The following is a 26891-nucleotide window of genomic DNA, read 5'->3' on the forward strand; positions in this document are numbered from 1 at the left end:
ATCGAACCGCATCAAACTTTGAGTGCCCAGGAACTCAAGCGGCGCATCTGTGATTACTTTGGCTGCACATTGCTAGAGCCACTCGCAAAACAAGTCTCTTAATCCTGCACTAGCACAAATCTTGCTGTCTTCTGCACAATAAAATCTGCCAACTGCCACATTGTCGGTTAAACTGTTTGGTCATTCGATCGCCCTCTTGCCATGAAATCTAAATTTCTTGTCGTTGCCCTTGCTGGCGCTCTGGTTGCCGCTCCTGCCCATGCCGAAGACCTCCAGCAGGTGCAGCAGCTTATTTCCACTCGGCAATGCTCCGGCTGTCAGTTGACTCGTGCTGGACTGGTGTATGCCAATTTGCAGGGAGCCGACTTGAGCGGCGCGAATTTGGTGCAGGCCAACTTGACACACGCCAACCTAAGCGGTGCGAACTTGCAGGGTGCAAATTTGGCGGGCGCAGTGCTTTACGGTGCGAACTTGATTGGGGCAGATTTGCGCGGTGCAAACTTGAGCGGGGCGGATATCCGCGATGCCTATGTGTCGGGGATTAATCTGGAAGGCGCGAATTTGCAAGGCGCGGTGCTGATGGGCGCGATCGATATTCCAGCCCAATATGTCAGCGCCGAGGACTACTACCGCTGGGGACTGATGGAAGACCAGCGCGGCAACTCCAACGGAGCAATTTCCTACTACAACCAGGCGATCGCGCTCAAATCTGATTTTGCTCACGCCTATCTTGCACGTGCCGCCTCCCGTTTACGTCTGCGCGACATGACCGGAGCGATCGCCGATGCACAACTCGCCAACGAATACTACCTCGCCCAAAACAACGAGCAAGGCCACCAGATGGCAACCCGCTTCACTGAAGGCGTCCAAGCTGCCCAAGAAGCCGCCAACGAACGACCCCGACGCGGCGGTGGCGGAAATTTCCTCGGCTTCCTCAGCGGTTTGGCGAGTTTGGCCGTTCGCTTCCTGCTGCCGTTCTAGACGATTTTGTTTCCGGTAGACTACTGATTTTTATAAAGGTTGAGTCTGCCGAAACTCGGTGATTCAGCCGTTTTTGCAGCCATGTTGCGATCGGTACTCTGAGCGAAGTTGTTGCTAGAAAAACCGATGGAACCTGTTTTGATGCAGTTGCTTATTGGGGCTGCGGGTCTTTTTACGATCGTTGGTGCAATTCAAGATTGGGACTGGTTCATGAATCATCGCCGCGCCTGGATTTTCGTCAAGCTTTTGGGACGCAAGGGCGCTCGAATTTTCTACATCATCTTGGGCACCGCGATCGCCCTATTTGCCCTTCAGATGTAGGACGCTCGGTATTGCAAAGCGATCGCGCTACACCAAATATCGCGACAGCCTAAAACTGATAGCTCAGGACGCGAATCACCGTATTTTCTGGCAAGTTCGATCGCGTAAACGTCACTGAGTCACCCAATCGCTGAACGGGCGTGTCGGGAAGCAGGTTGAGGAAGTCTTCGATCGGCTGGATGTCGCAGGCGTTCGCGTCTGCGGCCTGAGTGCGGTACTGCGTCGGAATGACGATGCGAGGATTGAGTCCGCGAATCGCTTCCACCGCCTCGGTCGGATTGTAGGCTTTTGCGCCGCCGCCGACGGGAATCAACAGGACATCCGGGCGACCCATCAGAATCCGCTGTTCGACCGTGATCGGAGCTGCCGCTCCGCCCAAGTGCAAAATATTCAGGCCTGCTTGATTCCAGCGCCATGCCACGTTGGTTCCAAACTGGCGACCCTGGTTGCGATCGTGCGCCATTTCGATGCCCTGCACCTGCATTCCCGTGAACTGGTAGATTCCCGGTTCGGACAAGATGCGCGGATTGCCGGGAATCTCGTCGGTGAAGCCTTCGTCAAACAAAAAGCTGCTGATCATTACCAGATCGGTTGCCACATTCGGAGCGCGATAGCCTGCTGTGCAGCCGATCGGACGAAAGGGATTGACCAAAATGCGGCGACCGTCCCCCGTAAACTGAAAACACATGTGGCCGAGCGATCGCACCGTCACGCCGCTGGTTTGCGCCTGCACAGGCAACTTCTGCACGATGCCCAGCCCGATCGCCGTGCCCACGCTGCTCGCCATATACCGAATCAACTGTCGCCGCTTCATATCTCCTCAACCGTTCTTGCTGCAATGCATTTCAGCTTACAGCGAAACGACGATGCGACAAGCGATCGAAGTTCCCCTGTGGCTTCAGCGCTTTCACCGAAATGGTTTTGCCCGTTCGTCACAATCTAGCCATCTCCCTCTCCTAGGAGGGACGAAATTTCTCTGGCGAAGGTGATAAAAGCAGATTTTAAGCCATATATTTCTTGCTTTAGCATGATGCAGCGAGAGGCTGGCGGCGAATTTTTGTTACTCGTGTGGAGGAGAACGGCGATGCGATCGATCGAGTGGCTGAAGAAAATGGGGCGATCGGGACTGTGGACAGCAAGTTTGCTAGCAGGTTTGGGCGCGATGGCGGCTCCGGCAACTGCGGCTGAAACGATTACGCTGCGATTTGAAGCTGACCAGGTGACGGTCACCGTTCCAGAAATTGAGGCGTTTGCCAGCAGCGGTGTTGTAGAAGGCGACCTAGGCGCATTCTTGCAGGCGCGGCCTCAGCTTTTAGACATCGCGCAGGACTTGCTGACCGAGCAAATTTCGTTGGGCAGCAGCTTCCGTGAGCAGTTGGCGCGACAATCGAGCGGCAGCATTGCCGATTTTGTTGTGCTGCAACTCGATCGCCTGATCACCAGCGGAACCGGACAGGACACCGATGCCCCGGTGCGAACTGCGCTGCTGTCTGCTCTGGAAAATGACGACCGCTTCTCGCTGCTCGAACTGGTTCAAGAATTTCCTGAAACGGCGGTTACGGTTGACCTGACTGGGGCGGAGCGCGTTTACAGCGATGTCAGCGCGTTTGTGGAGCGGATTGCACCCGCCTTGGAAACGGTGCGATCGCTGCTGCAAGATTTGGTGTGTGAATGCGAAGACGCCACCGCCACCGAAGCGCCCCCAGCCGAGCCAGCATCCGATTCGCAGTCCAGCCTTCCGATCGATCGCCTGCAAGCCTGCTCGAATGCCGCCGCGCTTGCAACTGCCGCCAACCCGTCCGAGTAATCCAGGAGGCCATCATGGAGTTTTCCAAGCTTCGATCGCGCCTGATTGCTCTGGGAGTTGGCATCGGCGCAGCTTTGCTGATCGGTCAGGCTCCGCCCGCACAGGCGGCAGAACAAATTGTGCTGACCTACGGATCGCTGTATCGATCGATCTCGGTTGCCGAACTAACCGAGTTTGCGGAAACGGGTCGTTTGTCTTCGGGGCTGCGCTTCTATCTCAATCTCGCCAACATTGAGCCGGAAGTGTTCCGCACTATTTTGAATGAAGATTTGCGGCTGCGGCTCGGCTTTGTTGATAGTGCCCTCAATTCGCTGCCCGGAGAGTTTGCGCTCTACCAGGTCGGGCAGGTGGTGCATACTTCTTCGCGCCGCGCCAACATTCAAGCGTTGCGATCGGCGCTTGTCCTGTCGGTGAGCGAAGATAATCGCGTGTCGCTGCTGGAATTTCTGCAAAACTATCCGACCCAGCAGCTTTATGTGGATGGTGTTCGGCTGGCACAGGTGGCGCAAGATGTCGGTGAAGTTGTTGAAGATGTACGCTTGCGGCTTCAAGTGATTGTTGCGGCAGTTGAAGAAATTCTGCCGGGGCTGGTGTGCGACTGTGATGCGCCCGCTTCGCCACGTCCGCAACCTCGTTAGAGGCAGGGGAGGACTGAGTGAGCCAAATCTTCAGTCCTCCACACTGCTTCAACAGGCGCTAGCGATGGGATGAACCGCGATAGATGCGATCGGCCTGCTCGGTAGACAGCCGCGTGGTCGGAAACAGCAGGCTGCGAGCCGCACCGTGATAGGGAAGATTGCAGGCCGGATCGCTGTGACCATCCCCCGATCCTTCTGCGTCGTCGGGCAGGTAGTAGTCGGAAATTTGGCTGGAAGGCGGCATAAATTCATGCCGAGTCGGGTCGAAGGCCAGCACCTCACCCGTTTCGATGTGAAATATCCAGGCGTAGATCTTCAGCTTGTTTTGATACAGCCGCGAGTGGACGACCGGATAAGTCTGCAAATTCTCAATTTGCGTCAGCACGTTTTCGGCTGTGGTGATTTCCAGCAGTTCTTCACCTTGGCGATCGCTGTAGTTTTCCTTCACCAAGCGGCGCGTCGCTTCGGCATGTCTGAGCCAGTCATACACCAAAGGCATTTCTTCTTCCAATTTGCCCAGTTGCAGCAAGCCTTTCATCGCGCCGCAGTTGGAGTGGCCGCAAACGATGATCTGCTCAATTCCCAAAGCGTGAATCGCGTATTCAACAGCGGCTCCTTCGCCACCATTGGCCGCGCCATACGGAGGAATAATATTGCCCGCATTGCGAATCACAAACAGATCGCCAACTTGCGCCTGCGTAATCAGCGTTGGATCAACTCGCGAGTCCGAGCAGGTGATGAACAGCACACGCGGCTTTTGCCCCTGTGCCAACTGCTCAAACAAATCGTGATAGCGGGGAAAATATCCGGTCTGAAATTCGCGCAGACCGCGAATCAACTTTTTCATAACGCTCCTGACAATCGATCGCCCTTCCCATTTCCAGTGAAGCATTATTTAGCCAGGACTTACGCAGGAGAAATCTTAAACTGGAGAAATGAGCTTCACTAAAGTGGACTACTGCCAGTACCTGCTGAGCAGTCCCATTAACTACACGGTGACGAATTTGGCCGACCCTCTAGAGGGCATCAGTCACGACCGCATCAACCGTTACCGGCGCGGCGAGAAATTCGCGATTGTTGTGGGACAACGTCAAAGCGCTGCTGCAACCTTGCCAGAACGCTTATGTGCTGTTTGACGATACCGTCTTAGACAAACGACATTCGGCCTCAATTGAGCTGACCCGACGCCAGTCCAGTGGCAACGAACATCGTGTCCTTCGTGGCATTGGGCTAGTGAGTTGCGTGTATGTCAATGCTGAAACTGGGCAGTTTTGGGTCGTTGACTATCGACTCTATGACCCAGAGGGTGACGGGCAGAGCAAACTTGATCATGTTGCGGCAATGCTCGACGGGATGGTTTACAGCAAGCACTTAGCGTTTGCAACGGTGTTGAGTGGCAAAACCAGCTATCAAATCAAGCATGGAATGTTGTCGGACTACTTGATTGAACAACTCAAGCATCCGTCCGTCCAGATGATTCTTGCGTAAGTCCTGTGACTATTTCAACTGCACAATGGCAAAGCCATTTGAGTGGACGTTCAAGGGGAAGTTGTTAGTGGCCTGAATCGCTGTGCCATTTGTGCCGCTACTAGCTATGTATGAGGATCAATCCCATCTTTCTCTGGGTTAATCAGGGGCAGACTGGGAGGTAGAATTTCAAAGATTTTCCGTTGAAGGAAACAACGGGAGTTTGCTGCAAAAATTCTTGAGCAAGAAAATTTGGAATTGTGCTGTAGAGAAGGTTTTCTTCATCTTTATTATTGGGATGAAGCAGGAAATAGCTTCTAGGTTCAGTGTCCCAATTCCAATCTTGATCATCCAGTGTGGCAAGACTGGTCTCAAGCTCTGATTTACCGATCGCATGAAATTCCCCTCTTAGCCAGTCCTTAATTAAAGATGGCAAAGCAGAAGTTGCCAGACGACTCATCGGTTCTGTTGCCAGTAACCAGGGTTGATCCGATCGCTGCCACCCACCTCGACGAACGGCATGAATAATTTTAGGAAAACTTGCAGCAAGCAGAGAATCGAGAGAACGAATCGGGAGAGACTGATATCTTTTTCCCTGAGCGATCGCCTTTGGGCAAAGGGTATTCGCAACTTGTCTTCAAGCGGTTGGAACATGAAGGGCAAACAAATCAAGAGATACATCTTGTTTCAGTTCCCAGGCTCCGGGAAGAAGAGTCTTAATCAGGGTCATCGTTCAAATCCTTTGCGAATCTAAGTTTGTCTGTAGCCTGTAAGCACTTGAAGAAAATTTCGAATAGCGATCGCGCAAGGTGTTTCTCGTATTTTTTTCTGCTTGTGTCACTGATATAAGGCTTGAGTGCCGAAATGATGGCAACTAGCAGAGAAGTTGTTTCTGTGTCTGGTAAATCTTGGGCTGACTGAGGCGCGAACTTTGCATCGATGAAGTAAACGTATGCAGGGACTCTTCCTCGTACTAATCGCCCAATGATTTGCCAGATACTCACATAAAGCCGTTAACTCAAGGTTTGACGAGAATCCACCCTGCTGGCAACCTGCAAGCTGGGATGACTATGTATCGTATCGAGATAATCCGAACCTAGAACGAGTCCGACTATTCTTTAATCAGGGCTATTTTCTTGTTGATATGGGATCAATCACGCTAGCATCAGTGACCTCTTCCCAATTTTATTTTTTATCTGGTTTTGTAAAATCGGGCAGCCTTTCAAATCCTATGGAGGCTGCTTAATTGAGAAGATCAACCATCGTGCTGCATCACCAGATTAGGTGATCTACGTCGGCAAAGATTATCCCCAGTGGCGTGAGGGAGAACCACGCCGGATTAACTCAGATGAATGGCGATCGCCTGATTTAGTCGGTGAAGTGTTTGATACTACCCTAGCAACTGATTTAGATGAGAAGAAGCAGCTTTATTCTGGTTTGGGAATTCCGGAGTACTGGGTCGTAGACATGGAAGGTGGGTGGGTATTAGCATTCCAGTTGCATCAGGATGAGCGGTATCAACAAACTGAATACTCTACGGTACTTCAAGGACTGGTAGTCATGTAGAAGTAATGATGTTAGGTTAGCAACAGATTTGTGATGGATTATCGATCCTACCTTCTTGTCCCACTTGTCCCTCTGCTCAAACTGTCAAAAAGGGTCGCATCCATACGGGTAAGCAGCGTTTTAAGTGTCGAGAGTGCGGGCGGCAGTTCGTGGAAGACCCAGCCAATGCGCCGATTGCCCAATCGATGCAAGTTGCAAGATTAATCATTACTTCTACATGATTACCGACATCAGCAATGGCGATCGAATTGAGCTAAGCATGAGTTATTTCAGAGCGAGAGTTGTAGGCTGCTGACGCTGACAAAGCAGTTGAGCATCTTGGATGAAAGGCGGCATTTCCTGACGGCAACTTGGGCAATACCAGTACAGCTTTGTATGTTGAATGTGACGCAAAAGCGTGTCAGAGCAGCAAGGACAAATCGGCATTTTTTGACCTTCTAAAAGTTAGCTTGAAACTAGTTTTTCAACGGATGGTGACAGCAAAAACAAAGAGGCGATCGCAACAATCAGAACAGCATTGCCTTACTTTTGCCAACATCATACCTGACCGAAGCAGTTGTTGCAACTCATTCTCAAGTGAAATTTAGGTTTGGCGATCGCTCCTTCACCGTAAAGCAAGCTAAATCAGGCTTTTGTGGCTTTTGCTGATGTCAATTAGACGTTAATTGATCGCTAAGCTGGACTTGACGATCGCGGGCGTGATGCGATCGCTTGCCAGCCTTGCCCCGTATAGATTGCGGGCAGTCGGTCCCACCTGAAGCGCGGCAAATCCACCCATCACAAACAGTTCGCATCCCGGCCAGCGCAAATGCTTGTCCAGCACAGGCAGGCCGTTGATCACTTCGATCGGATAGCGGGCTTGCACTTCGCTCAACATCGAGTGCTGGCTGATATCGAGCGTTGATCCGGTTGCCAGCCAGATGCGATCGATCGCCTCAGCGTGGATGCACTCGTGAACCGCATGATTATCACAGCACACTCGCCAACTCTGACCAATCCATTGCGCCTTAGCAATCTGGCACTGTTCATAGAACACCAATCGTCCATCATGCTGAGCGCGGCGCAATCGCGTCATCATTGCAGGCGTCATCGAACCGCCATTGCGTGCCTGCTGAATCATGGCGTAGCGCGTCTGCCAGCAAGATTCCGCCTGAAAGCCTTTGAGATACTTTGGTCCCAGCCAGCCCGGATCGGCGTCAAACTGCTTTTCGTACAAACAGCGGCGCGACATCAAAATAACTCGTGCGCCTCGATCGATCGCCCCAACTGCCAGATGTCCGCTCGTCAAGCCACCGCCGACGATCAACACCTGCTTGCCCGCCAACCGCAGCGATCGCAAATCAATTTGTCCTGAGTGCACGAGGCGATTGATCGGATGGTTGGAAATCTGCGACACCCAGTTGGGAAGCTGAGGTTTGCTGCCACCGTTGGCGAACACGACTCGGCGAGCGATGATTGAATGCCCGTCATCGAGCCACAGTCGAAAGCGCGATCGACGGTTTGCGATCGGTTCAATTCGCGTCACGTGAGCGGGATAAACGCGATCGCGAAGCGCTCCCGGAACGGTATCGCGAAGCGCAGAGGGAACGGTATCGCGAAGCTGCCAGCGATCGATCACCTGCTGACAAAATTCTTGAAAAAGCCGAGTTCCCGGCAAGTCGTAGGGCGCGAACAGTTCGGCAGGACGCGACTCGGCAAAACGGCGCAGCGCAAACGGGTCAGGGTCGGGATGATGTACAGCAGGCGATCGCAAATGCGGAATTTCAAGCTGGGCGAACTGACGGTTCCACTGCTGCATCCAGCGTCCGCTCTGATCAAATACGAGGAGCCGCTGCCGCATCGATCGCCGCTTTTGCAGAATGTGCGTCACCAGGGTCAAAGCTTGCGGTCCTGCGCCGATCACAGCCAGATCGATCGAGGCAGGCACAGGCAAAACATTCGTCATGGAGCGATTTGTTTGAGAACGATTATCATTCTATAGAAAATCGTGCTAGGATGCGAGGCAACTATCCTTCAGAGGCGATCGCTATCCAGAAAAGGCGGCTACCATGACCACGCAAGCGCTTCCCTCAGAAATCGATCGACAAATTCCTAAGTTGGGAATGCCCGTCACCGGATTTTTGGAACGACGCTGCTCAATCACATTCTCAACAATCGGCAGGATTTGAAAGTTGCTGTGCTGGTGAATAAATTTGGCAATATTAATAATGATAACGATTATCGTTCTAGGAGGCTAACGCTATGATGGCTGCTGAAACCTCTGCATCTGTGCCTGTCACCGTGTTGACGGGCTACCTCGGAGCCGGAAAGACAACGCTGCTCAATCGCATCCTCACGCATGAACACGGCAAAAAGGTGGCCGTGATTGTCAATGAGTTTGGCGAAGTTGGCATCGACAATCAGCTTGTAGTCGATGCGGATGAAGAAATTTTTGAGATGAATAATGGCTGCATCTGCTGTACGGTACGCGGCGATCTGATTCGCATTATTGGAAATTTGATGCGGCGGCGAGACAAGTTTGATCATTTGGTGATTGAAACGACTGGATTGGCCGATCCCGCTCCGGTCATTCAAACCTTTTTTATGGATGAAGATGTGCGATCGCAAACGAATCTGGATGCAGTCGTCACGGTCGTTGATGCCAAGCATATTTCGCAGCATTGGGACGCGGATGAAGCACAAGAGCAGATTGCTTTTGCCGATGTGATTTTGCTCAACAAAACGGATTTAGTTGCCCCAAAAGATTTGGAAGAACTTGAACGGCGCATTCGCAGCATGAACGTAATGGCGAAAATTTATCGCACTCGTAATGCCCAAGTTGAGATGAATGCAATTCTGGGTGTGCAAGCGTTTGACCTCGATCGCGCCCTGATGATCGATCCAGAGTTCCTCAATGAAACTGCTCACGAACATGATGAAACAGTCGGGTCGATCGCTCTGGTTGAATCGGGCGCGATCGACAACCGAAAGCTGAATGAATGGATTGGTGAACTGTTGCGAAATCAAGGCGCAGATATCTTTCGGATGAAGGGCATTCTCAATATTGCAGGTGAAGAAAATCGCTTTGTGTTTCAAGGCGTTCACATGCTGTTTGACGGACGCCGCGATCGCCCCTGGAAAGAAAATGAAACGCCCAAAAATGAACTTGTTTTCATTGGGCGCAATCTGGATGAAGCAAAGCTAAAAGCGGATTTTCGAGCTTGTTTGGTATGAAGCGCTATTCGGAATTTCGGCAGCAGTGGCGCGGCAGTTTGTCTGACTATGTGACGGCGATCGCTTGGTCAGTTCAAGGCCATCTAGCGGCAAGTTCGGCGGCAGGTGAAATTGTCGTTTGGTCGCCCAGTGGCCTGATCACTTTGCCATCAGCAGGACAATCGATCGACTGCCTCGCCTTTTCACCAGACGGTCAATTTCTCGCCGTTGGTGGTCAGGACGGACAGGTGAAAATTTGGCGACTGGGCGAATCGCAACCGATCGCGACGCTGAAGAATCGATCGTGGGTTGATCGACTCGCCTGGAGTCCAACGGAAAACCAATTGGCGTTCAGCTTAGGGCGCTACGCTCAGGTGTGGGATGCCGAAGCGAACGCTGTGGCCGCAACGCTCAGTTTTGAAGCTTCCTCTGTCTTGGATCTCGACGGGCGCAGCGACGGCAAATTTCTGGCTTTGTGCGGCTATCAGGGCGGGCAGGTCTGGAATGCTCACGATTGGGATGAAGAGCCAACCGCGATCGCAACCGCCTCGGCCACCATTGCGATCGCCTGGTCGCCCGACTGCACCTACATCGCGCAGGGCAATCTGGACAATACGATCGCGCTGAATGAATGGGGCAATCCGGCTCCCTGGCTGATGCAGGGCTTTCCGGGCAAAGTGCGGCGGCTGGCGTGGTCGCAAATTTCCACCCGCAGCAAAGCACCGCTGTTGGCATCGGCCAGCGGAGCGGCAGTGGTGCTGTGGGAGCGCGATGCGGATGAGCGAATTGGCTGGAATAGCGATACTTTGGCGAATCACGATCGCACCGTGCAGGCGATCGCCTTTCAGCCGAAAACGCTGCTGCTCGCTTCTGCTGCCGAAGATGGCTGGCTGGCACTGTGGCAGCAAGGCCGCCTGATGCAGTCGTTCAACGATGCGCCCGATGGCTTTTCTGGTCTGGCTTGGCATCCGCACGGGCAGCAACTGGCGGCGGGTGGATGTAGCGGTGAGTTAATCATTTGGCAGCAGACAGGACAAGGATTTGGACGACAGGCTTAACAAGATGTGGAGATGCGATCGCGGCAATCGTCAATTGTAAAGATCGCCTGAACCTGATCAAAAGTGCCAAACAGTTAGCGAATTCTTGCTGCTGTCTCGATCGCAATTCTTGTGCTTTAAGCGGATTTAATTCTTGATCTCTTCAAATTAATTTTTCCCACGATCGAGTTTTTCCAAGCCGAGAACAATTCATCCTAACGTGCTTTTCCCCGCCCTGCTTTCCCCAAAGCTGCTACGACACTTCTGGCCGCGAACGCTGTGTCGGCAGGATGCACATCTGCATTGACGATAGCAGCGAGCAATTCGCTTCGCGATCGGCCTGGAGCATTGATGCAACCGTTAACCTGCTCAACGATGGGCAGAATCCTTAAGTGAGACTGCAACAGACGCGGTAATTGCTTTTGTCCACTCAGGACACGCTTATTGTCGATCGCCATTGCTCGAATCTGCAATGGGTTTTGCCCCTCGTGCCACCAGCAGTTGCACGATCTGCGTGCGGTCTTGTTCTCCACTGGCCGTCACATTCGTTGCATACTCCAAAGCTTGATCCCCCACTTGTGCAACCAGAGCTTCGCCATCATCACCAGTTGCGGCAAACAACAGCTTCATCGTGTCAACTCTTCCCCAGAACGCTGCCTGTAGCAAGCTGTCTGCATCCGGAATTGCACCCGCTTGCAGCAGCGGCTTGACCTGCTGTGGATCTCTCGCCCAGTAGAGCGCAGACTGTCCATTGGGATTACGCGCATTCACATCTGTCCCAAGCTTGATCAAGGCTTGCAGTTCCCAATTCATTTGATACTGCGCCGTCTTAATTACCAGTTGTTCACGGGTGGTTTGCACGTCTGCGCGTTGAGCGGGAGCCAGCACATAGGCGTCTGTTCCCTGCGTGTCGATCCGCCCCCAAGTAAAAGTACTCATCCACAGCAGCACCGGAAGTAGGACGGCAACAGCGGCGGCTAGCTTGGTGGGGAGCCATTGCCAAAGCAGCAAACTACTTCCTCCAATTGCCGCACAGATTAGAACAACAATTCCAACGTGACTGACCAGAACGATCGCCACACTCGCAATGGCTTTGGGTAGCATTGCCAGCCAAGCCAGAAGGAGAATGCGAATGCCCAGCCACAACACAAACGCAGAAATGCTCCAAACTGGAATCACCAGAAATCGTAGCGCGTAAACTAGTCGGCTTGTTTGAGACATACTGCGAATGAACCTGAGCGTCAAGTTCATTGGAAATCTAAGTGTCCGTATCAGTTCCTGCTTGTCCTCCAGTTTGATCAGCGGCACACCTGATTTTGAAATTTGCTTCAACCGATTCTGGAACTACGACTGAAGGCTGGTAATGATTATTTGCCCAAATAGCAGTGACAGTCGGGCTTTTCAATTAGCGATTCGACCAGCGAATTGAAGGCAGTCGCCGCCAGAAGTCCGCCGCCCATTGTGCCAGTAACGGTGATAAACGGCGTGTCAGAGTGCATTAGTTTTCGCTTCGCGGCGGGAGCATGACTAAAGCCGATCGGCATTCCGATCACGAGAGCGGGCTGAAGGTTGCCTTGCCCGATCGCCTCATTGACTGCCAACAGTACCGAGGGCGCATAGCCGACGACCAAGACAGTATCGATCGGCAACTGCCGCAGCTTGTCTTTCCAAGTGTGATCTTGCCAAAAGGCTTGTTCGGCCTCAGCCGCGCTGGTGATATGCGGATTGTCAATCAAAACTTGAGTGTGACAGCCGAGATGCGCGAGACGAGTGTGATCGATCGCGGCATTGACAGCCGCAACATCAACCGCGATCGCACAGCCAGACTTGAGTGCTTCACGACTGCGAGTCAACGCCTGATTGCCAATCTGCACAAACTGCACCAGACTGATATCCCCGCAGGCCAGCACCAGCTTAGAAAGCAAATCGATCTCAACTTCTGAGCGATCGCCCCAATCGGGCAGCAAGCGCTGAAGTGATTCCCCAAACGCTTCGGGATGGGCATCAACATGAGCATCCAGCCCGCTCCAGAATTTTTCGAGCTGCGTTTCTGCTTCGAGCCGCTTCAGTTGCGACAAAACTTCGGCCTGAGTGGTTTGACAGTGGCGATCGCGTCCTAACAAGCCTTCTAGTGCCGATGCGGTCTGCCGCAGTTGAGCAATTTGCTGAATCACTGTCTGGTACTGCCGCTGAAGCTGCTCTAGCAAGCTGTTTTGCTCAGCTTCCGGCTCGGTTTCGAGCATTTTTTGAATGTGAGAAAGCTGAAAGCCCTGCTGCTTTAAGGCGACAATGCGCTGCAATCGCCGCACATCACGATCGCTATACAGGCGGTAGTTTCCGGGCGATCGGGGCGGTGGCGGCATCAGGCCAAGCTGGTGATAGTGGCGCACCATGCGCGGCGTGATTCCCGTACCAACGGCGTCAGTGAGTTCTTTAATCGTCAGTGCCATGCCTTGACATTAACACTGATGTCAAGGTTTAGCGTAAGGAAGCTGCTCTACTGACGCTTCATGATTCAACTGACTCGACTGGCAAATTCTGAGGCAACGACGGCTGCGCTTTGCGGAATTCTGCTGCTGCTTGGCTGGATGGCACTGCATTTTGACGCGATCGCCCTTGCACTTTTCATCCTACCTGCGGCCTATGTGATTGGCGGCTACGAAAGCGCCCGCGAAGGATTGACAACGCTAATTCAAGAAAAAGAATTAGATGTCGATCTACTGATGATTGTGGCAGCATTGGGCGCAGCAGGATTAGGTTTCTGGCAACAGGAATATCATCTAATTATTGACGGCGCAGTGCTAATTTTGATCTTTGCGATCAGCGGTGCGCTAGAAGGATATGCAATGAATCGTACCGATCGCAGTATTCGCGCTCTGATGAGCTTAAAGGCCGATACTGCGAATGTAATTCAGGATGGAAAAGTGGAAGCGGTGGCGATCGAGCAGTTGCAAGTGGGCGATCGAATTCTTGTCAAACCAGGCGAATTAATTCCCACCGATGCGCTAATTGTAGAAGGCTTGAGTACGCTGAATCAGGCTGCAATTACAGGCGAATCATTTCCGGTTGAAAAAACAGTTGGCGATGAAGTCTTTGCCGGAACACTCAACGGGCACGGTGCATTGCAGCTTGAAGTGCATCAGCCGCCTGAAAGCAGTTTGATTCAGCGCGTGATTCGTTTAGTCAAACAGGCACAAACGGAAGCACCGCCCTCGCAGCAGTTTATCGAGCGGTTTGAGCGCAATTATGCACGACTGATTGTATTTGCGGGAATTTTGCTGGCGCTACTGCCTCCTGTTCTGCTGGGCTGGAGTTGGGAAGTGACGATCTATCGCGCTCTAATTTTTCTAGTGGTGGCTTCGCCCTGTGCATTAATGGCAGCAATTATGCCCACTCTGCTATCAGGAATCGCCAACGGTGCAAGGCAAGGAATCCTATTCAAAAATGGAGCACAGCTAGAGAAAATGGGTCAGGTCAAGGCGATCGCTTTCGACAAAACTGGAACGCTGACAACTGGGCAACTGCAAGTCTGTAACGTGATTTCTGCGATCGAATATTCTGAAGCAGATGTTTTACAAATTGCCGCCGCTTTAGAGGCAAGTTCCGAACATCCGATCGCCGCCGCGATCAATCGAGCCGCAAAGGGTTCTGTCAGGGCGCGAGCGATCGAAGTGCAGGCATCTCCGGGACAGGGAATCGTTGGAATCTGGCAGAATCAAGCTGTGGTTGCAGGCAATTTTGAGTTTATTTGCCAGCATTCCAACCCACCCTCGATCGAGCTTGTTGAGCAGGCAAATCTGTTAGAAGAATCTGGAAAAACAATTGTTTGGGTGGCACAAGCAAAGCAAACAATTGGTGCGATTGCGATTGCCGATCGCGTCCGCCCTGAAGCTGCAAACGCGATCGCTCAACTTAAAAATCTGGGTATTGAGGTGGTGATGCTGACGGGAGACAATCAGCGCACGGCTGATAGTGTGGCTCATGCGGTTGGGGTCGATCGCGTCTATGCTCAACTGCTGCCCGAAGATAAACTGCATCTAATTTCACAACTGCAAAAGCAGTATAAAACGGTAGCAATGGTTGGGGATGGTATCAATGACGCACCTGCTTTAGCTCAGGCAACGGTCGGAATTGCAATGGGTGCAATTGGCAGCGATGTGGCGCTTGAAACGGCTGACATCGTGTTAATGAACGATCGCCTCGACAAGATTGCAACGGCGATCGAACTGGGACAACGATCGCAGCGGATTGTGAAGCAGAACGTTGTGTTTGCGATCGGCTTTATTGTGCTTTTGCTGATTGCCAACTTTGCAGGTGAGATCACTTTGCCGCTAGGTGTCGTTGGACATGAAGGCTCTACAGTTTTGGTGACGCTGAGCGGTTTGCGATTGCTTAAACGCTAACGACTCACTCCCACCAAATCGATCGCCGACAAACACCGTCAAACGCGACACTGGGTTCAACAATCTTGACGATAGGCAGGACGGCTAGGAATGCGGGTGTTGCATTGATTGGCATCCGTCAGGTCAGCGCTGTCTAATACCGTCTCAAGCAAATTGGCGTTGCCCAAATCTAAGTTCTGAAGATTGGCCGATCGCAGATCGCAGCCGACACAAGCGTTGGTGTTGAGTAACTGTCGAACTTGTTCACTCTCTGGCGTTTGGGCCGAAGTCACTGGAGCCAAGCCCAGCAACAGAACCATCGTGCTAGCGACAACAGCAAACTGCATGATTTTCCCTCCACATGAATAGTGCTTTGCAACAATGAAGCTGGCACTCAAATTATTGCGAAAATGCCGCGCATAAGCTGGCAGTTTCGTGCAAATCGGGGCGTTGCTGAAACCGGGTATGAATCAAAATCAGGCCAGTCTCAAAGTTCCTCATGCGTGGAAGATTTAGGAGGCGATCAAGCCATCGTATCCTCGCAATTCATGCCTCGATTCAGCAATGCCACTTTTTGCCGCCCCATCCATAATTGAAATTCATCATTAACGCACCGCCAGCAAAATTCGATCGTCAAATCGTTGCCAAATTGTGCTAACTTCTCGGAATCCTGCCTCTTGCAGTGCCGCTTCATGAATCACCAGTGTTGGTTCATGTTCCGTAAATCGTGGTTGAAAGCGTCGATGTCTCTCTGCAAGCAAAGCTTTCAGTTCAGCTTCCTGCTCGATCGCTTCCCACCACTGCTGCCAATCCTCCTGATGTCTGACCGAAAATGCCTGCTCTTCCTGCTGAGTTTGCACTGCTTTTGCCACATGTCGCAGCGTAACAAGATGGGGTGGAAAATAGAGATGATCGCCATTTAGAAAAACCCCGCCAGGACGCAAGATTTGACCCAGTTTCTGATAAAGATGCACCAATCGATCGATTGGAAGCCAGTGTAGTGCGGTCGTCGTTAAAACGGCATCCACTTGAATTTCACCCACTTGTTTAAGCCAAGCATCCTGAGTCAAATCCGCTTCGATCCAGCGCAGCCGATCGCCCATATTTCCCAGGACGCCTTGGCCGATCGCCAGCAGCACCGGATCATAATCGATCGCCACACAATGAGCGTGCGGAAATCGCTTCAGCAGTCGTTGGCTGATCGCACCGGGGCCGCAAGCGAGATCGATCGCAGCAAAATTCTCAGGCAGCAAAATCTCCAGGACATCGAGCATGGTTTGAAACCGCTCTTCCCGATGTGGAATGTATCCTGTTTGTTGAGCATCCCACCGTTCTAGCCAGTGTTGCCAGTTGACCGAGGGAGAAGACAGTGTGGAAGAAGGATTGTCCGTCATGATTTCTAAGAAATATAGGGTTGAGCCACAGTATCATCACTTAGGAAGCGGCGATCGCGGGGATGGGCTGGGAGTCGCGATGTCATTAAACGAACGGAGTAAGGGTGTTGTAGTTCATGGATGCGGTGAATCTCGTCAAGATGCTCGACGATCGTTCCCTCATACATCACTGCTAATGCATCAGAAATTAACGTGACCGCCGCCAAGTCGTGAGAAATAAATAAGTAACCGAGGTTAAACTCCTGCTTTAGAAACAGCAGCAGATCTAGAATTTGAGCTTGAATGGTCATGTCTAAACTGGCGACAGGTTCATCTAGAACGATCAGTTTGGGATGAAGGGCGATCGCCCTGGCAATCGCAATTCGCTGAAGCTGCCCACCGCTGAACTGATGTGGGTATTTCTCAGCATCCGCAGCCGTTAAACCGACTGTTTCTAACAGTTGAGCAACCCTGCGTTTCGTTTCAGCAACAGAAGAATGCAGGTAGTTGTTGATGGGTTCAGCAATAATCTCGCCCGCCTTCAGTTGCGGATTCACGGCGCTAAAGCTGTCTTGAAAGACAACCTGCAAATCACGGCGCAGCGCTTTCAATTCCTTGCCTTTCGATCGAGCGATGTCTTTACCTTGAAACCAAACCTCGCCAGCATCAAGCTGTTCTAGTCCCAGGATGACTCGCCCCAGCGTGCTTTTTCCGGAACCGCTTTCTCCCACAAGCCCCAGACAACGCCCTGGTTCAATGGTGAGGGAGACATTCTTCAGGGCAGAAATACGCCGCTTACCCTGCCAACCCTGAATCAGAGTATAGGTTTTTGAGGCATTGCGAACAGAGAGCAATTCCATAGTTTAACGTCTGATTGCGGCAGGACGAGAGGCTAAAAGCGATCGCGTGTAGGCGTGTTGCGGATGATCAAACAAGGCGGTAACGGTTGACTGCTCGATGAATTGTCCTTCATACATCACGGCCACTTCGTCTGCCAGTTGAGCAATCACGCCCAAGTCGTGAGTAACCAGGAGAATCGCCATGTCGTGCTGCTGTTGCAACTGGGCAATCAGCTTGAGAATTTGCACCTGAGTCAGCACATCGAGGGCAGTTGTGGGTTCATCCGCGATCAGCAGTTTGGGTTTGAGCGAGAGGGCGATCGCGATCATCACCCGCTGCAACATCCCCCCGCTCAGTTGAAATGGAAATTGATTGAGTAGTGATTTTGCATTCTTCAATCCCACTGCTGATAAGTGTTCGATCGCAATCTGCTGTGCTTCCGATTGAGTGAGAGCCTGATGTGATTGCAGAGTTTTGACAAAATGCTTGCCGATCGTGGCGATCGAGTCAAAGAAGCTGATGGGGTTTTGCATAATCATGCTGATTTCTTTGCCTCGAATCTTTCGCATTGCTTCGGGCGGAAGCTGCGTCAGTTCCTGCCCCAGAAGCTGAATACTGCCTGAAACTCGTGCTTCTCTGCCTAAAAGTCCCAGGATTGATAAACAGGTTGCGCTTTTACCAGAGCCACTTTCGCCCACAATTCCCAGCACGCTGCCCGGTTTGAGTTGGAAGCTAACGCCGCGCACAGCAGTCTGGCTGCCCGTCTTGCTCTGAAATTCAACCTGTAGATTCTTCACTGTGAGAATCGGTTCAACTCGCATAAAGCAACTACACCTGATGCTGAAGTTTAGACTCAAGATCCTCCTGCCTCACGCGCTGGCTGCTTCTGGGATCAAGCGCGTCGCGCAACGCATCACCCACCAGATTAAATGCCAGTACGGTGATGAAAATCATCATGCCGGGATAAAGCATTACACCCGGTTCGCGTCGAAAGAATTCTCGACCGTCATTGATCATGGCTCCCCACTCCGGCGTGGGCGGTTGAATGCCAAGTCCCAAAAATGACAGTCCCGAAATTTGCAAAATGGTGACGCCCAAGTCGAGCGAAGCTAGAACGATAACTTCAGAAATAGCATGAGGAAGAACGTGTTTCAGCATTAAGGGAACCGATCGCGTTCCCGACACGATCGCCGCTTTCACAAAGTTGCTCTCTTTGATCCGCAAAACTTTACCCCGCATAATTCGGGCATACCAAGCCCACTGCGCGGTCGCGAGCGCCAGGATAATGTTGAAGGTTCCGGCTCCCAAAATGCCAACGATCGCCAGCGACAGAATAAGCTGAGGAAACGCTAACAAAATGTCGCACAAACGCATCAGTAAGGCATCCACCCTGCCGCCAAAATAGCCCGCAGTCATGCCTGCTAGCATCCCCAGAGTGACACCCAGAATCATCGCAGCAACGGCAACGGAGAGCGAGATTCGCGCTCCATAAATTAAGCGTGAGAGAATGCACCGTCCCAAGTGGTCGGTTCCTAGAGGAAAAGCAGGGCTGGGAGATTGCAGCTTTCGCAATAAGTCAACCTGCAAGGGATCATTGGGCGCAATCCAGGGGGCGAAGATCGCGGCAAGGGCAACGCAGGCAATGATGCCGATGCCAATCCAGGCCAGCTTGTGATTCAGGAGGCGTTGAAAAATAGTCATCGCGATCGCGTTTGCTTATTGAACCGATTCATCTCCCCCACCCAAACGAATCCGGGGGTCTAGATAACCGTAGGCGAGATCAACAATCAAGTTGATGGACACAAATAGAAAGGCACTGAGACAAACAAAGCATTGAATCACGGGATAATCACGACTCAGAATTGCTTTCACCACATAGCGCCCGATTCCCGGTAAGGCAAACACATTTTCCACAATCACTGCACCAGAAAGCAGGTGAGCAAAGCTTAAGCCAAAGAAGGTCACGACGGGCAGCAGGGCGTTCTTGAATACGTGCTGACTGATGACCCTGCGCTCAAACAGTCCTCTGGCACGGGCATACAGCACATAGTTCTGGCTGAGGCTGTCCAACATACTGCTGCGGAGAAGCCTTGTACAAATTGCGGCAGGACCCCAAGCGAGCGTTAGGGCGGGCAGCACGAAATGAGCGAGCGTTCCTGATCCGGTTACGGGAAACAAATTGAGCTTGAGGCTGAACAGATAAATTAGCAAAAAGCCCAGCCAGAAACTTGGAACAGCAGCTCCGGTATACGCAAAAATGCGGCTGATGTGATCGAGAATGCTGTCCTGATAAAGGGCAGACAGAACCCCCAAAGGCAGCGCGATCAGCAAAATCAGCAGGGCAGTGAACAGGGTAAGCTTTAACGTAACCGGAGCATAATGCAGAATTTCTCCAAGCACAGGCTCATCGCTGATGTAAGAATTTCCAAAGTCAAGATGCAGAACATTCCACAGCCAGTTCAAATACTGAATCGGCAAGGGGCGATCGAGTCCCAGTTTCTCTCGCATCGCCGCGATCGCCGCATCCGTGATGGGAATCGTATTGACCCGCAAAACGACGATCGCGGGATCGCTGGGCATAAGCTGCATCAGCAGAAAGGTGAACAGCGAAATTCCCAAAAGCACCGGAATTAATTGCAGGATTCGCCTGACAATGTATCGCTGCATTTGCTGTTCCCTATCCCTTGCTGAGCTTGGTCAAAGGAACCTGATTGGCCTGCGGCATAAATTCAAATCCACTCAGGTTCTTCTGATAAACGGCAAGGTTGGTGGAATAAGAAATCGGTAGATAAACGGCTTGCTCGTGCAGCGTAGTCAGGATATCCCGATAAAGCTGCTGTCGCGTTGTTTCGTTCGTGCTGACTAGAACCTCACCGATTTTGCGATCGATCTCCGCTTTCATCGAAAGTCCCGACTGTGCCGCATAATCTGCATGGGAAGGCGATCGCATCGACGACATCATGGCTTGAGGTTCATAAGGCGGTCCCCAGGTGTCGTTGAAGATCAAATCAAACTCGCCGCTCGTTTGTCGATCGAGCCAAGCTTGTTCTTCTTCACCCAGAAGCTTGAGATCAATCCCAACGGTTTTGAAATCCGCCTGAAGTGCCTCAGCAACGGCTTTATCGACATCGTTCGTCGCGCTGAAGGCCAATTCCAGCGTGAGGGGTTGCCTGTCTTTCTGCCGAATCCCCTGCCCCTGCTGTCGCCATCCTGCTTGGTCTAGTAATGTTTTAGCGCGTTCTACATCATAGGCATAAGGTTGAAGCCCAATGTTTGCGTAGGGAACCTCATTCGAGAAATAGGTATCAGCGCGGGGTTCCGTGTTGTACAACACGGCTTCAATCACCGCATCTTTATTGAACGCATGTTGAATCGCTTGCCGCACCTGCAAGTCTTGAGTTGCGCCACGACCAGAGTTAATTGCGATCGCTCTGGTATACAAGGGCTGCGAAACGCCTGCCTCATACTCGCCCGATTCTTGCAATCGTTTGAACGTATCCAAACTAATTAAGCCGCTGCCATAAATCAAATCAATCTCTTGATTCTCAAAGGCTAATGCGCGGGTTTCTCCGTCGGGAATAATCTTGACGGTCACTTGCTCTACTTTGGGTTTATCGCCCCAATAGTTCTCATTGCGCTTAAAGACAGCAAGACTATCCTTATTGTAATCCGCTAACACCCAAGGACCTGTACCGATCGGAGCTTTAATGCCGTCAGCCGTTGTGCCTGAATCTGGAAACGCTTTGGGTGAAAGAAACCGAACGGGGCGAATCAGCGTTAACTCTTGCAAGGCTGGGTAATATGGCTGCTTGAGCGAAATCTTGAGCGTATTTTCGCCTTCTGCCTCCACTTGATCCATCTCTTCAACAAGTCCGAGCCACTTATGCTCTTCGCGATTGCTCAAAATCTGTTCAAAATTTGCTTTTGCTGCTGCCGCATTGAACGGCGTGCCATCGGAAAACTGAACGCCCTGACGCAATTGAAATGTGAGTAACTTTCCGTCTGCTGACACCTCCCACCGTTCAGCCAGCCCTGGTAATATTTCGCCTCCACGACCGTAATTCACTAACGGCTCATAGATCAAGTCCTGAGCGAACATCTGACTGGGGCCATACAGGTGCGGATTGAGCGGACCGACATCTTGTGCCCAGGAGAAAACAATTTGTTTGGATGTTTGAGTTTCATCTTGAGGTTGAGCGCAACTGGGTAGGACAATCAATAATGCAGCAGTGAAGCCAAGTAAAGCTCTAAAAAGATTTTTCATGCAACCCCTTTAATCAGATATGAGAGACGATCGCCAAGAACTCAAGCAGTTCATTACAAAGCTCAGCAATTTAACAAAATAATCTCCAAGCAATGAACATTAGCATTGAGAGCAAAGATTCAACAATCCAGGGGGGAGGCATCCAAGCTACTTCCAAAAGCTTATTATTTCTTAACTCCCTAGCATTCAAATCTGCGATATTAAAGGTCTTTAAGGATAAAGCAATTTATCTCGAATCCAGGAACTCCTGAACCGTCTGCAAATACCAATCTCGAAACGTTTCCGCCTGAGTCCTTTCAAGGGGCGATCGAACTCACGTCGGGTATGCCCTATTCTCGACAGGGATCTGTGAAACTCAGTGGTAACGTAGCTGACGCGGATGAAGCGTCACCGGAAGAATTGGCGACCGTTGATAGTGCCGAGTATGAAGCGATCGTCAAAGCCTACACCAACAAAAAGGGCGAGCTATCCTACGAACTGTTGAATAAAGATTTCATTCAATTTGCAAAGTCGAGCAAAATCGTTGCCGACATGGTTGCTAACCAAGCCTCTGTAGACGAGATCCGAGACTATGTGCTGAAGGTCAAGCTAGAGTCGCTGACGGGCAACAAAGAACTCACAGTCGCGCAGCCAAAGCGGATTGTTGAAATGCTTGATGAGGTGAGTCCACGCTATGTTTTTCGAGAACTCAATGACGAAATTATCCGAATGCTGAGTCGATAAGAATCACTATTCGTTGCCGATCGTTGAGGAAGTTATAACTGTTTCATCGGAGTAATTCGGTCGTTCCAGAGTACAGAAAATAGCAACCAAAAACAGTTGAAACCACACCAATGAGTGAGCCACCATCACAACTTTCCACTAAGCCGTCAACCATTGCCTCGATCGCTCACCAAGCAATTCATTTCTGTTTACTTTCAATAAGTAGAGTTCATTCGCAAGAAGCGGCACATAAAGTTCCTGAACCAGTTGTAGGCGACGGCATATCAATGCTTTGACTGTTGTACATGACGAAAATGAACTTTGTTCATGTAGCTTCGAGCAGGAAAAATGAAGGTCGATCGACACGGGCAAGCCAAGGTACTGTCACAACGCGAGATTGCTGAACTGTTTGAGGTGGGATTGCAGGCCGATCGCGATTGCGCCCTGATTGGCATTTGCTTTTTTACGGGCTGTCGGATTAACGAGGCGTGTACGATGTTGGCTTCGGATGCTTACGATGCAACGGGAGTGAGAGCCAAGATCACAATTCGCAAGCAGAACACGAAGGGTAAGCAGGAGACGCGCCAGATTGCCACCAGTCAAAAGCTCAAGCACTATTTGGCAGTTTATCGGGAGCAGACGGGGCAGAAGTATTTGTTTGCGGGGCGGCATGGCCGGGGGCATCTCAACTCGCGATCGGCAGATGCGATTTTGCGATCCCGTTCCGGGACGCCACGATCGGCCTGCGATCGAGTCGGGTTAGTCGGAGTCAGTCCGCACTCGTTTCGCAGGACTGCCCTGACGCAGATGAGTTCGGCGGGTGTGCCGCTGCGGGTGATTCAGGAGATTTCCGGGCATCGCAGTTTGCAAGCGCTGCAAAAATACTTGGAGGTGTCTGAGCAGCAGGTGGAGCAGGCGATGGCTTCGCCGCCTTCGGGCGCGGCATTAACTTTTTAGCAGGCTGAGCAGTTTAGCGGTCGATCGCAGACAATAAGAAATGTAGTCACCGTCAGCAACCCGAAGCGTATGACTGAAAGCCTGACTTCCCTCTCTTTGCCGCCCCAGTTTCCAGACCACACGCAACTGCCAGAGTCAGACGGTACGTTTGTGAAAAATTTTCAGGAGCATCCCCAGAGCATTTTACTGACAGAATCGATTTGGTCTGTGTTGGAAGGCTTGCATCCGGACGGGCAGTTTTGTGTGGGGCAAGACAGTGGCATTTACTGGCGCATGAGCGATCCGCCAGAGCGCGGAGCCGAAGCACCCGACTGGTTTTATGTGCCGAATGTGCCGCCGCTGCTCAATGGCGAGATGCGGCGATCGTATGTGCTGTGGCGTGAATTGATTGCGCCGTTGCTAATTTTGGAATTTGCTTCGGGAGATGGTTCTGAGGAGCGAGACAAAACGCCCTGGACGGGTAAGTTCTGGATTTATGAGCAGGTGATTCGCCCTGCATTCTACGGCATCTATGAGGTGAGCAAAGCCAGTGTAGAGGTTTATCGTTATGTCGAAAACCACTTTGAGCTTTTACCGACGAACGATCGCGGCCACTACGAAGTTCTGCCGATGCAGATTGAACTTGGCATCTGGCAAGGAACCTATAAAAATGCTGACCTGCCCTGGTTGCGCTGGTGGGATTTGCAGGGAAATCTGTTGCTGACGGGGCAGGAGACGGCGGAACTGGAGCGGCAGGCAAAGGAACAAGCGTTAGAAGAGCTTGACCAAGAACGCCTGAAGCGGCAGCAGTTAGCGGAGAAATTGCGATCGCTCACGCCCGAACAGCTAGCGGCACTTGGCATCGATCTAGAAGCGTTGCAGTAGAGGCTTTCTAGGGGTTTGACCACTGCGTACTGGTGTAGCGCATGATTTCGCTAGGGTTTTCAAGCTTGATGGTTTGATTGCCTGTGCGAATGAAGAAGGTTTCTTTGTTCTGGAAATTGACGTAGACGGGACGGGGCGATCGATCGACTGTCACCTGACAAACTTCTTTGGTGTCTACGATCGCAAAGCGGACATGAATGTAGGGCGCAAGATCTTTGCCAACTGCTGTGAGCAAAAAAGTAGTGAGCCAGCGCTCATAGGCATCTCGATTTTTTGGTTTGATGGCTTGGTAGTCGGGCTGAAGACCAACAATGCTGCCATCATCTGCTACACCAATCAGTAGTGTGCCGCCTACAGAGTTGAGAAAAGCTGCAACGGTTTTCATCACAGCTTCTTCCATTGCCACATTTTTCTTGTTTTCAACTAGATCCCAGCGGGCAGTCGATTTGAATTCAAGCTGGTGGTTTTCATCTTTGGCGGCGATCAGGTCAAGAATTTCTCGATCGCCCACCAGCGGAGCAAAGGCACGGTAAGCTTCGATCGCCGCTTCTTTAGTTTTGATGGGAACGATCGGAAAGGTACTCAAAATATGCTGAAATTCGTCTTCGGTTAGTCCGTAAAGATGGGCGATCATGCCGTCAAGTTCGGCACGAAGTTTGGCGCGATCGACTTCATCCGTCACACCGTCCGCATGAGAACCTAACTCCACTTCTGCCGCAAGTTCATCAAATTCAGGCGTTGTACAAATCAGCTTTGCCGCCCGTTCTACAATTTCGCTAAAATACGGATCTCCTTCTATCAAACGTGGAACTGGTAGTTGATATAGATAAAAACTGTTCAAGTTCGTTGTCATGCGAAGTCGGAGACTGTAATCAACAACAAAACTGTTCAACAACGATGCAAGGACTATCAATTCTGCATCGGAAAGTCTTAATGTATTGTAATTTTCCTCGTCATGAAAGAATGGAAAGTTTACAGAGAGTGAATTACCTGCAAAGGAAAAAGGAGGGATAAGAGAAGCTATCAATGTCCTTTCATTTGTATTAGAAGCAATTTTACGTATAGCCAACCTATATACTTCATAATCATTCCTGATATTATCAGGAACTTCATCGGAGAACTTAATTCTCTTAGCACGTTTAGCTAAAAAAGCTTTGCGTAGTTCAGACTCCTCAATCCAGTAAGTTGGAGTTGAATACTGGTGGTTGAATTGCCAAATCATTCCACCTTCATACAAAGGACATCTAGTTTCAATATTTCTAAAAAATCTACGCGAACGATTCATGTGCAATTCTTCACCATAAATTTCAAACTGCCATCCTGTGTGAGTGCTTGCAAGTGGAGGATGCTGAGACATTTTTTCTGTAATATCAATATCTTGCTGCGACTTAAATTCTAGAATTGACAAAGAATTAGGAGCAATTCTTTGAATGGCTTCTACGCTTATATCAACACTGTTGTAAGTGGGAAATTTTTCTAAATCGTTGACTTCACGGCGCATGAAAGCAGCAGGAAAACTTTCCGTTCTACCTCCCTTCTCAAAAGTGAGGATAATGAATTTATAGCTTCTATGAACATCCTCAAAAATTCCTCTTCGATTCTCAAAGCAGAATAAACCTGTCACCTGAGATTGCTCAAAAAGCATTCTTCTTAATCTTTGTGTACCCAAATCAGTATAAATCCCGCTCGGGACAACAATTCCACATTCTCCACCGGAGCGCATTAGCCTAAAGCACCTCTCTAGGAATAGCTTATAGAAATTGATGTCTGTTCCAATTCTCCTACCATTAATGATTGGAGTTTGATTTGCGTAATCAATTGACAGACGGTAATAAGAGCTAGAGTATGGATAATAACTTTGATATTTCAACCAAGCACTAGCAATCTCTGTATCCTTCAGAATTTCTTCTTGCTCCCTTTCAAAATCTTGCAGATCCATCTTTTTCTTGTTGATCAAGTCACTAAACTGTAGAAAGAACTCTTTCGCTTGTGGCTTAAAAACTTCCCAAGGTGGGTTGGTGATGATTGCGTCAAAACCACCTCGATCGAGGACGCGATCGAAATGATAGCCCCAGTGGAACGGCTTCAGCGCTTCAATATCAGCAGCATTGAGCAAGCGCTTTTTCGGTCTTCCGGCTAGCTGCGCTTCTTCGTATTTGATACCCAGCTTGACGCTAAATTCATTCAGCAGCAGTTGATTGAGCTTCTCTTGTGATTCACGGTTGACTCGATCAATGTCGTCGCGTAGAAACTGCAAGCGGCTGTCCTGTTCTGTACCGTCAATTTCGCCTCGTTGAAATGAGTGCTGTTTATAGAGATCAACGCTGCGGTTTTTCTGAGCGAGAATCGATCGATAACTGTTTGCTGCATCAGAAGGTAGAATACTCTGAGGTGGAACCCTAAAACTGGACAGGTGAATAAGCTACACGCTTCCAACCCATGCTAGGAGTGGTTTATGAGCCAAAACAAACGCAAGCAGCATAGCGCCCAGTTCAAATCC

General features: G+C 50.8%; 26 protein-coding genes and 2 pseudogenes. 14 read left to right on the top strand and 14 right to left on the bottom strand.

The features are described from left to right. The first annotated feature begins 201 nt into the window (after positions 1-201). Positions 202-981 (top strand): pentapeptide repeat-containing protein, encoded by a 780-nt coding sequence (locus tag H6F67_RS09945; RefSeq protein ID WP_190765864.1) that lies wholly within the window; start codon positions 202-204, stop codon positions 979-981. 126 nt (positions 982-1107) lie between these two features. Beyond that, the gene (locus tag H6F67_RS09950; protein ID WP_190765866.1) at positions 1108-1302 is read left to right on the top strand and encodes an immunity 17 family protein; all 195 of its coding nucleotides are present in this window, start codon (positions 1108-1110) and stop codon (positions 1300-1302) included. Between the two features lie 49 nt (positions 1303-1351). Here the strand turns inward: H6F67_RS09950 and H6F67_RS09955 are convergent, their stop codons facing one another. Further along, entirely contained in the window at positions 1352-2116 is a 765-nt protein-coding gene (locus tag H6F67_RS09955) for an MBL fold metallo-hydrolase (protein WP_190765868.1), read from the bottom strand. A 213-nt stretch (positions 2117-2329) separates the two neighbouring features. Between H6F67_RS09955 and H6F67_RS09960 the strand changes: the two genes are divergently transcribed. Continuing rightward, positions 2330-3109 (top strand): alpha/beta hydrolase, encoded by a 780-nt coding sequence (locus tag H6F67_RS09960; RefSeq protein ID WP_190765870.1) that lies wholly within the window; start codon positions 2330-2332, stop codon positions 3107-3109. Between the two features lie 14 nt (positions 3110-3123). Next, positions 3124-3747, top strand: coding sequence for an alpha/beta hydrolase (locus H6F67_RS09965; RefSeq protein WP_190765872.1), 624 nt, complete (start codon positions 3124-3126; stop codon positions 3745-3747). Between the two features lie 58 nt (positions 3748-3805). Here H6F67_RS09965 and H6F67_RS09970 read toward each other — a convergent pair whose 3' ends face one another. After that, a complete protein-coding gene (locus H6F67_RS09970) occupies positions 3806-4594 on the bottom strand; it encodes a carbonic anhydrase (RefSeq protein WP_190765875.1) in 789 nt (262 codons plus the stop codon). An 88-nt stretch (positions 4595-4682) separates the two neighbouring features. Between H6F67_RS09970 and H6F67_RS09975 the strand changes: the two are divergent. After that, positions 4683-5139, top strand: a pseudogene (locus H6F67_RS09975) (IS701 family transposase); the annotation flags it as partial. 238 nt (positions 5140-5377) lie between these two features. Here the strand turns inward: H6F67_RS09975 and H6F67_RS09980 are convergent. Further along, positions 5378-5839, bottom strand: a pseudogene (locus H6F67_RS09980) (pPIWI_RE module domain-containing protein); the annotation flags it as partial. A 659-nt stretch (positions 5840-6498) separates the two neighbouring features. Here H6F67_RS09980 and H6F67_RS27650 point away from each other — a divergent pair. Then, a complete protein-coding gene (locus tag H6F67_RS27650) occupies positions 6499-6780 on the top strand; it encodes a Uma2 family endonuclease (protein WP_313926798.1) in 282 nt (93 codons plus the stop codon). Between the two features lie 44 nt (positions 6781-6824). Beyond that, positions 6825-7001: an IS1 family transposase gene (locus H6F67_RS28485; RefSeq protein WP_396797823.1), complete on the top strand. Its 177-nt coding sequence runs from the start codon at positions 6825-6827 to the stop codon at positions 6999-7001. 440 nt (positions 7002-7441) lie between these two features. Here H6F67_RS28485 and H6F67_RS09995 read toward each other — a convergent pair whose 3' ends face one another. Then, positions 7442-8725 carry an FAD/NAD(P)-binding protein gene (locus tag H6F67_RS09995; RefSeq protein ID WP_190765878.1) on the bottom strand — a complete coding sequence of 428 codons (1284 nt, stop codon included), beginning with the start codon at positions 8723-8725 and terminating at the stop codon, positions 7442-7444. 219 nt (positions 8726-8944) lie between these two features. Between H6F67_RS09995 and H6F67_RS27655 the strand changes: the two genes are divergently transcribed. Genes H6F67_RS27655 through H6F67_RS10010 form a run of 3 tightly spaced genes read left to right on the top strand, consistent with a single transcriptional unit; the run spans position 8945 to position 11030 of the window. Next, positions 8945-9025 carry a hypothetical protein gene (locus tag H6F67_RS27655; protein WP_242020583.1) on the top strand — a complete coding sequence of 27 codons (81 nt, stop codon included), beginning with the start codon at positions 8945-8947 and terminating at the stop codon, positions 9023-9025. Next, positions 9022-9993: a GTP-binding protein gene (locus H6F67_RS10005; protein ID WP_190765880.1), complete on the top strand. Its 972-nt coding sequence runs from the start codon at positions 9022-9024 to the stop codon at positions 9991-9993. Before H6F67_RS27655 ends, H6F67_RS10005 begins: the two co-directional genes overlap by 4 nt. Then, a complete protein-coding gene (locus H6F67_RS10010) occupies positions 9990-11030 on the top strand; it encodes a WD40 repeat domain-containing protein (RefSeq protein WP_190765882.1) in 1041 nt (346 codons plus the stop codon). Before H6F67_RS10005 ends, H6F67_RS10010 begins: the two co-directional genes overlap by 4 nt. A gap of 420 nt (positions 11031-11450) precedes the next feature. On the opposite strand, the gene H6F67_RS10015 is transcribed toward H6F67_RS10010, so the two are convergent. Together H6F67_RS10015 and H6F67_RS10020 are read right to left on the bottom strand one after the other, a co-directional pair. After that, on the bottom strand, positions 11451-12230 hold the full coding sequence (locus tag H6F67_RS10015) for an ankyrin repeat domain-containing protein (protein WP_190765884.1): 780 nt from the start codon (positions 12228-12230) through the stop codon (positions 11451-11453). A 146-nt stretch (positions 12231-12376) separates the two neighbouring features. Then, the gene (locus tag H6F67_RS10020; RefSeq protein ID WP_190765886.1) at positions 12377-13459 is read right to left on the bottom strand and encodes a precorrin-8X methylmutase; all 1083 of its coding nucleotides are present in this window, start codon (positions 13457-13459) and stop codon (positions 12377-12379) included. Positions 13460-13519: 60 nt separating this feature from the next. Here H6F67_RS10020 and H6F67_RS10025 point away from each other — a divergent pair, with 60 nt between their 5' ends. Further along, on the top strand, positions 13520-15412 hold the full coding sequence (locus tag H6F67_RS10025) for a heavy metal translocating P-type ATPase (RefSeq protein ID WP_190765888.1): 1893 nt from the start codon (positions 13520-13522) through the stop codon (positions 15410-15412). Between the two features lie 56 nt (positions 15413-15468). Here H6F67_RS10025 and H6F67_RS10030 read toward each other — a convergent pair whose 3' ends face one another. From H6F67_RS10030 to nikA, 7 genes are all read right to left on the bottom strand, one after another. Continuing rightward, complete coding sequence (locus tag H6F67_RS10030) at positions 15469-15738, bottom strand: pentapeptide repeat-containing protein (protein WP_199304341.1); 270 nt, start codon at positions 15736-15738, stop codon at positions 15469-15471. Positions 15739-15996: 258 nt separating this feature from the next. After that, complete coding sequence (locus H6F67_RS10035; RefSeq protein WP_190765890.1) at positions 15997-16785, bottom strand: trans-aconitate 2-methyltransferase; 789 nt, start codon at positions 16783-16785, stop codon at positions 15997-15999. Between the two features lie 5 nt (positions 16786-16790). Continuing rightward, positions 16791-17624, bottom strand: a complete 834-nt coding sequence (locus H6F67_RS10040; protein ID WP_190765892.1) for a dipeptide/oligopeptide/nickel ABC transporter ATP-binding protein — start codon at positions 17622-17624, stop codon at positions 16791-16793. 3 nt (positions 17625-17627) lie between these two features. Next, positions 17628-18425: an ABC transporter ATP-binding protein gene (locus tag H6F67_RS10045; protein WP_190765894.1), complete on the bottom strand. Its 798-nt coding sequence runs from the start codon at positions 18423-18425 to the stop codon at positions 17628-17630. A 7-nt stretch (positions 18426-18432) separates the two neighbouring features. Further along, positions 18433-19305, bottom strand: a complete 873-nt coding sequence (gene opp1C, locus H6F67_RS10050) for a nickel/cobalt ABC transporter permease (protein ID WP_190765896.1) — start codon at positions 19303-19305, stop codon at positions 18433-18435. Positions 19306-19320: 15 nt separating this feature from the next. Beyond that, positions 19321-20271 (bottom strand): nickel ABC transporter permease, encoded by a 951-nt coding sequence (nikB, locus tag H6F67_RS10055; protein WP_190765898.1) that lies wholly within the window; start codon positions 20269-20271, stop codon positions 19321-19323. Between the two features lie 10 nt (positions 20272-20281). Further along, on the bottom strand, positions 20282-21868 hold the full coding sequence (gene nikA, locus H6F67_RS10060) for a nickel ABC transporter substrate-binding protein (RefSeq protein WP_190765900.1): 1587 nt from the start codon (positions 21866-21868) through the stop codon (positions 20282-20284). Positions 21869-22216: 348 nt separating this feature from the next. Between nikA and H6F67_RS10065 the strand changes: the two genes are divergently transcribed. The 3 genes from H6F67_RS10065 to H6F67_RS10075 all read left to right on the top strand — a co-directional run bounded on the left by H6F67_RS10065 (position 22217) and on the right by H6F67_RS10075 (position 24391). After that, positions 22217-22591, top strand: a complete 375-nt coding sequence (locus H6F67_RS10065; protein WP_206753903.1) for a hypothetical protein — start codon at positions 22217-22219, stop codon at positions 22589-22591. A gap of 327 nt (positions 22592-22918) precedes the next feature. After that, positions 22919-23527 (top strand): site-specific integrase, encoded by a 609-nt coding sequence (locus H6F67_RS10070; RefSeq protein WP_190765903.1) that lies wholly within the window; start codon positions 22919-22921, stop codon positions 23525-23527. A 69-nt stretch (positions 23528-23596) separates the two neighbouring features. Next, positions 23597-24391: a Uma2 family endonuclease gene (locus H6F67_RS10075; protein ID WP_190765905.1), complete on the top strand. Its 795-nt coding sequence runs from the start codon at positions 23597-23599 to the stop codon at positions 24389-24391. Positions 24392-24398: 7 nt separating this feature from the next. Here H6F67_RS10075 and H6F67_RS10080 read toward each other — a convergent pair whose 3' ends face one another. Next, positions 24399-26648, bottom strand: coding sequence for an RNA-binding domain-containing protein (locus H6F67_RS10080; protein WP_190765907.1), 2250 nt, complete (start codon positions 26646-26648; stop codon positions 24399-24401). Positions 26649-26891 lie beyond the last annotated feature (243 nt).

It is taken from the genome of Microcoleus sp. FACHB-1515 (assembly GCF_014696105.1).
In the GTDB taxonomy this organism is placed as follows: Bacteria; Cyanobacteriota; Cyanobacteriia; order Elainellales; family Elainellaceae; genus JAAUTJ01.

What these genes read in the sequence shown, in the direction of transcription:
- opp1C (WP_190765896.1), bottom strand. Translation starts at nt 19,305, where the DNA reads ATGACTATTTTTCAACGCCTCCTGAATCACAAGCTGGCCTGGATTGGC.
- H6F67_RS10075 (WP_190765905.1), top strand. Translation starts at nt 23,597, where the DNA reads ATGACTGAAAGCCTGACTTCCCTCTCTTTGCCGCCCCAGTTTCCAGAC.
- H6F67_RS10030 (WP_199304341.1), bottom strand. Translation starts at nt 15,738, where the DNA reads ATGCAGTTTGCTGTTGTCGCTAGCACGATGGTTCTGTTGCTGGGCTTG.
- nikA (WP_190765900.1), bottom strand. Translation starts at nt 21,868, where the DNA reads ATGAAAAATCTTTTTAGAGCTTTACTTGGCTTCACTGCTGCATTATTG.
- H6F67_RS10010 (WP_190765882.1), top strand. Translation starts at nt 9,990, where the DNA reads ATGAAGCGCTATTCGGAATTTCGGCAGCAGTGGCGCGGCAGTTTGTCT.
- H6F67_RS09960 (WP_190765870.1), top strand. Translation starts at nt 2,330, where the DNA reads ATGATGCAGCGAGAGGCTGGCGGCGAATTTTTGTTACTCGTGTGGAGG.
- nikB (WP_190765898.1), bottom strand. Translation starts at nt 20,271, where the DNA reads ATGCAGCGATACATTGTCAGGCGAATCCTGCAATTAATTCCGGTGCTT.
- H6F67_RS09945 (WP_190765864.1), top strand. Translation starts at nt 202, where the DNA reads ATGAAATCTAAATTTCTTGTCGTTGCCCTTGCTGGCGCTCTGGTTGCC.
- H6F67_RS10035 (WP_190765890.1), bottom strand. Translation starts at nt 16,785, where the DNA reads ATGACGGACAATCCTTCTTCCACACTGTCTTCTCCCTCGGTCAACTGG.
- H6F67_RS10040 (WP_190765892.1), bottom strand. Translation starts at nt 17,624, where the DNA reads ATGGAATTGCTCTCTGTTCGCAATGCCTCAAAAACCTATACTCTGATT.
- H6F67_RS09955 (WP_190765868.1), bottom strand. Translation starts at nt 2,116, where the DNA reads ATGAAGCGGCGACAGTTGATTCGGTATATGGCGAGCAGCGTGGGCACG.
- H6F67_RS10015 (WP_190765884.1), bottom strand. Translation starts at nt 12,230, where the DNA reads ATGTCTCAAACAAGCCGACTAGTTTACGCGCTACGATTTCTGGTGATT.
- H6F67_RS10005 (WP_190765880.1), top strand. Translation starts at nt 9,022, where the DNA reads ATGATGGCTGCTGAAACCTCTGCATCTGTGCCTGTCACCGTGTTGACG.
- H6F67_RS10070 (WP_190765903.1), top strand. Translation starts at nt 22,919, where the DNA reads ATGAAGGTCGATCGACACGGGCAAGCCAAGGTACTGTCACAACGCGAG.
- H6F67_RS09995 (WP_190765878.1), bottom strand. Translation starts at nt 8,725, where the DNA reads ATGACGAATGTTTTGCCTGTGCCTGCCTCGATCGATCTGGCTGTGATC.
- H6F67_RS10025 (WP_190765888.1), top strand. Translation starts at nt 13,520, where the DNA reads ATGATTCAACTGACTCGACTGGCAAATTCTGAGGCAACGACGGCTGCG.
- H6F67_RS09965 (WP_190765872.1), top strand. Translation starts at nt 3,124, where the DNA reads ATGGAGTTTTCCAAGCTTCGATCGCGCCTGATTGCTCTGGGAGTTGGC.
- H6F67_RS09970 (WP_190765875.1), bottom strand. Translation starts at nt 4,594, where the DNA reads ATGAAAAAGTTGATTCGCGGTCTGCGCGAATTTCAGACCGGATATTTT.
- H6F67_RS09950 (WP_190765866.1), top strand. Translation starts at nt 1,108, where the DNA reads ATGGAACCTGTTTTGATGCAGTTGCTTATTGGGGCTGCGGGTCTTTTT.
- H6F67_RS10045 (WP_190765894.1), bottom strand. Translation starts at nt 18,425, where the DNA reads ATGCGAGTTGAACCGATTCTCACAGTGAAGAATCTACAGGTTGAATTT.
- H6F67_RS10020 (WP_190765886.1), bottom strand. Translation starts at nt 13,459, where the DNA reads ATGGCACTGACGATTAAAGAACTCACTGACGCCGTTGGTACGGGAATC.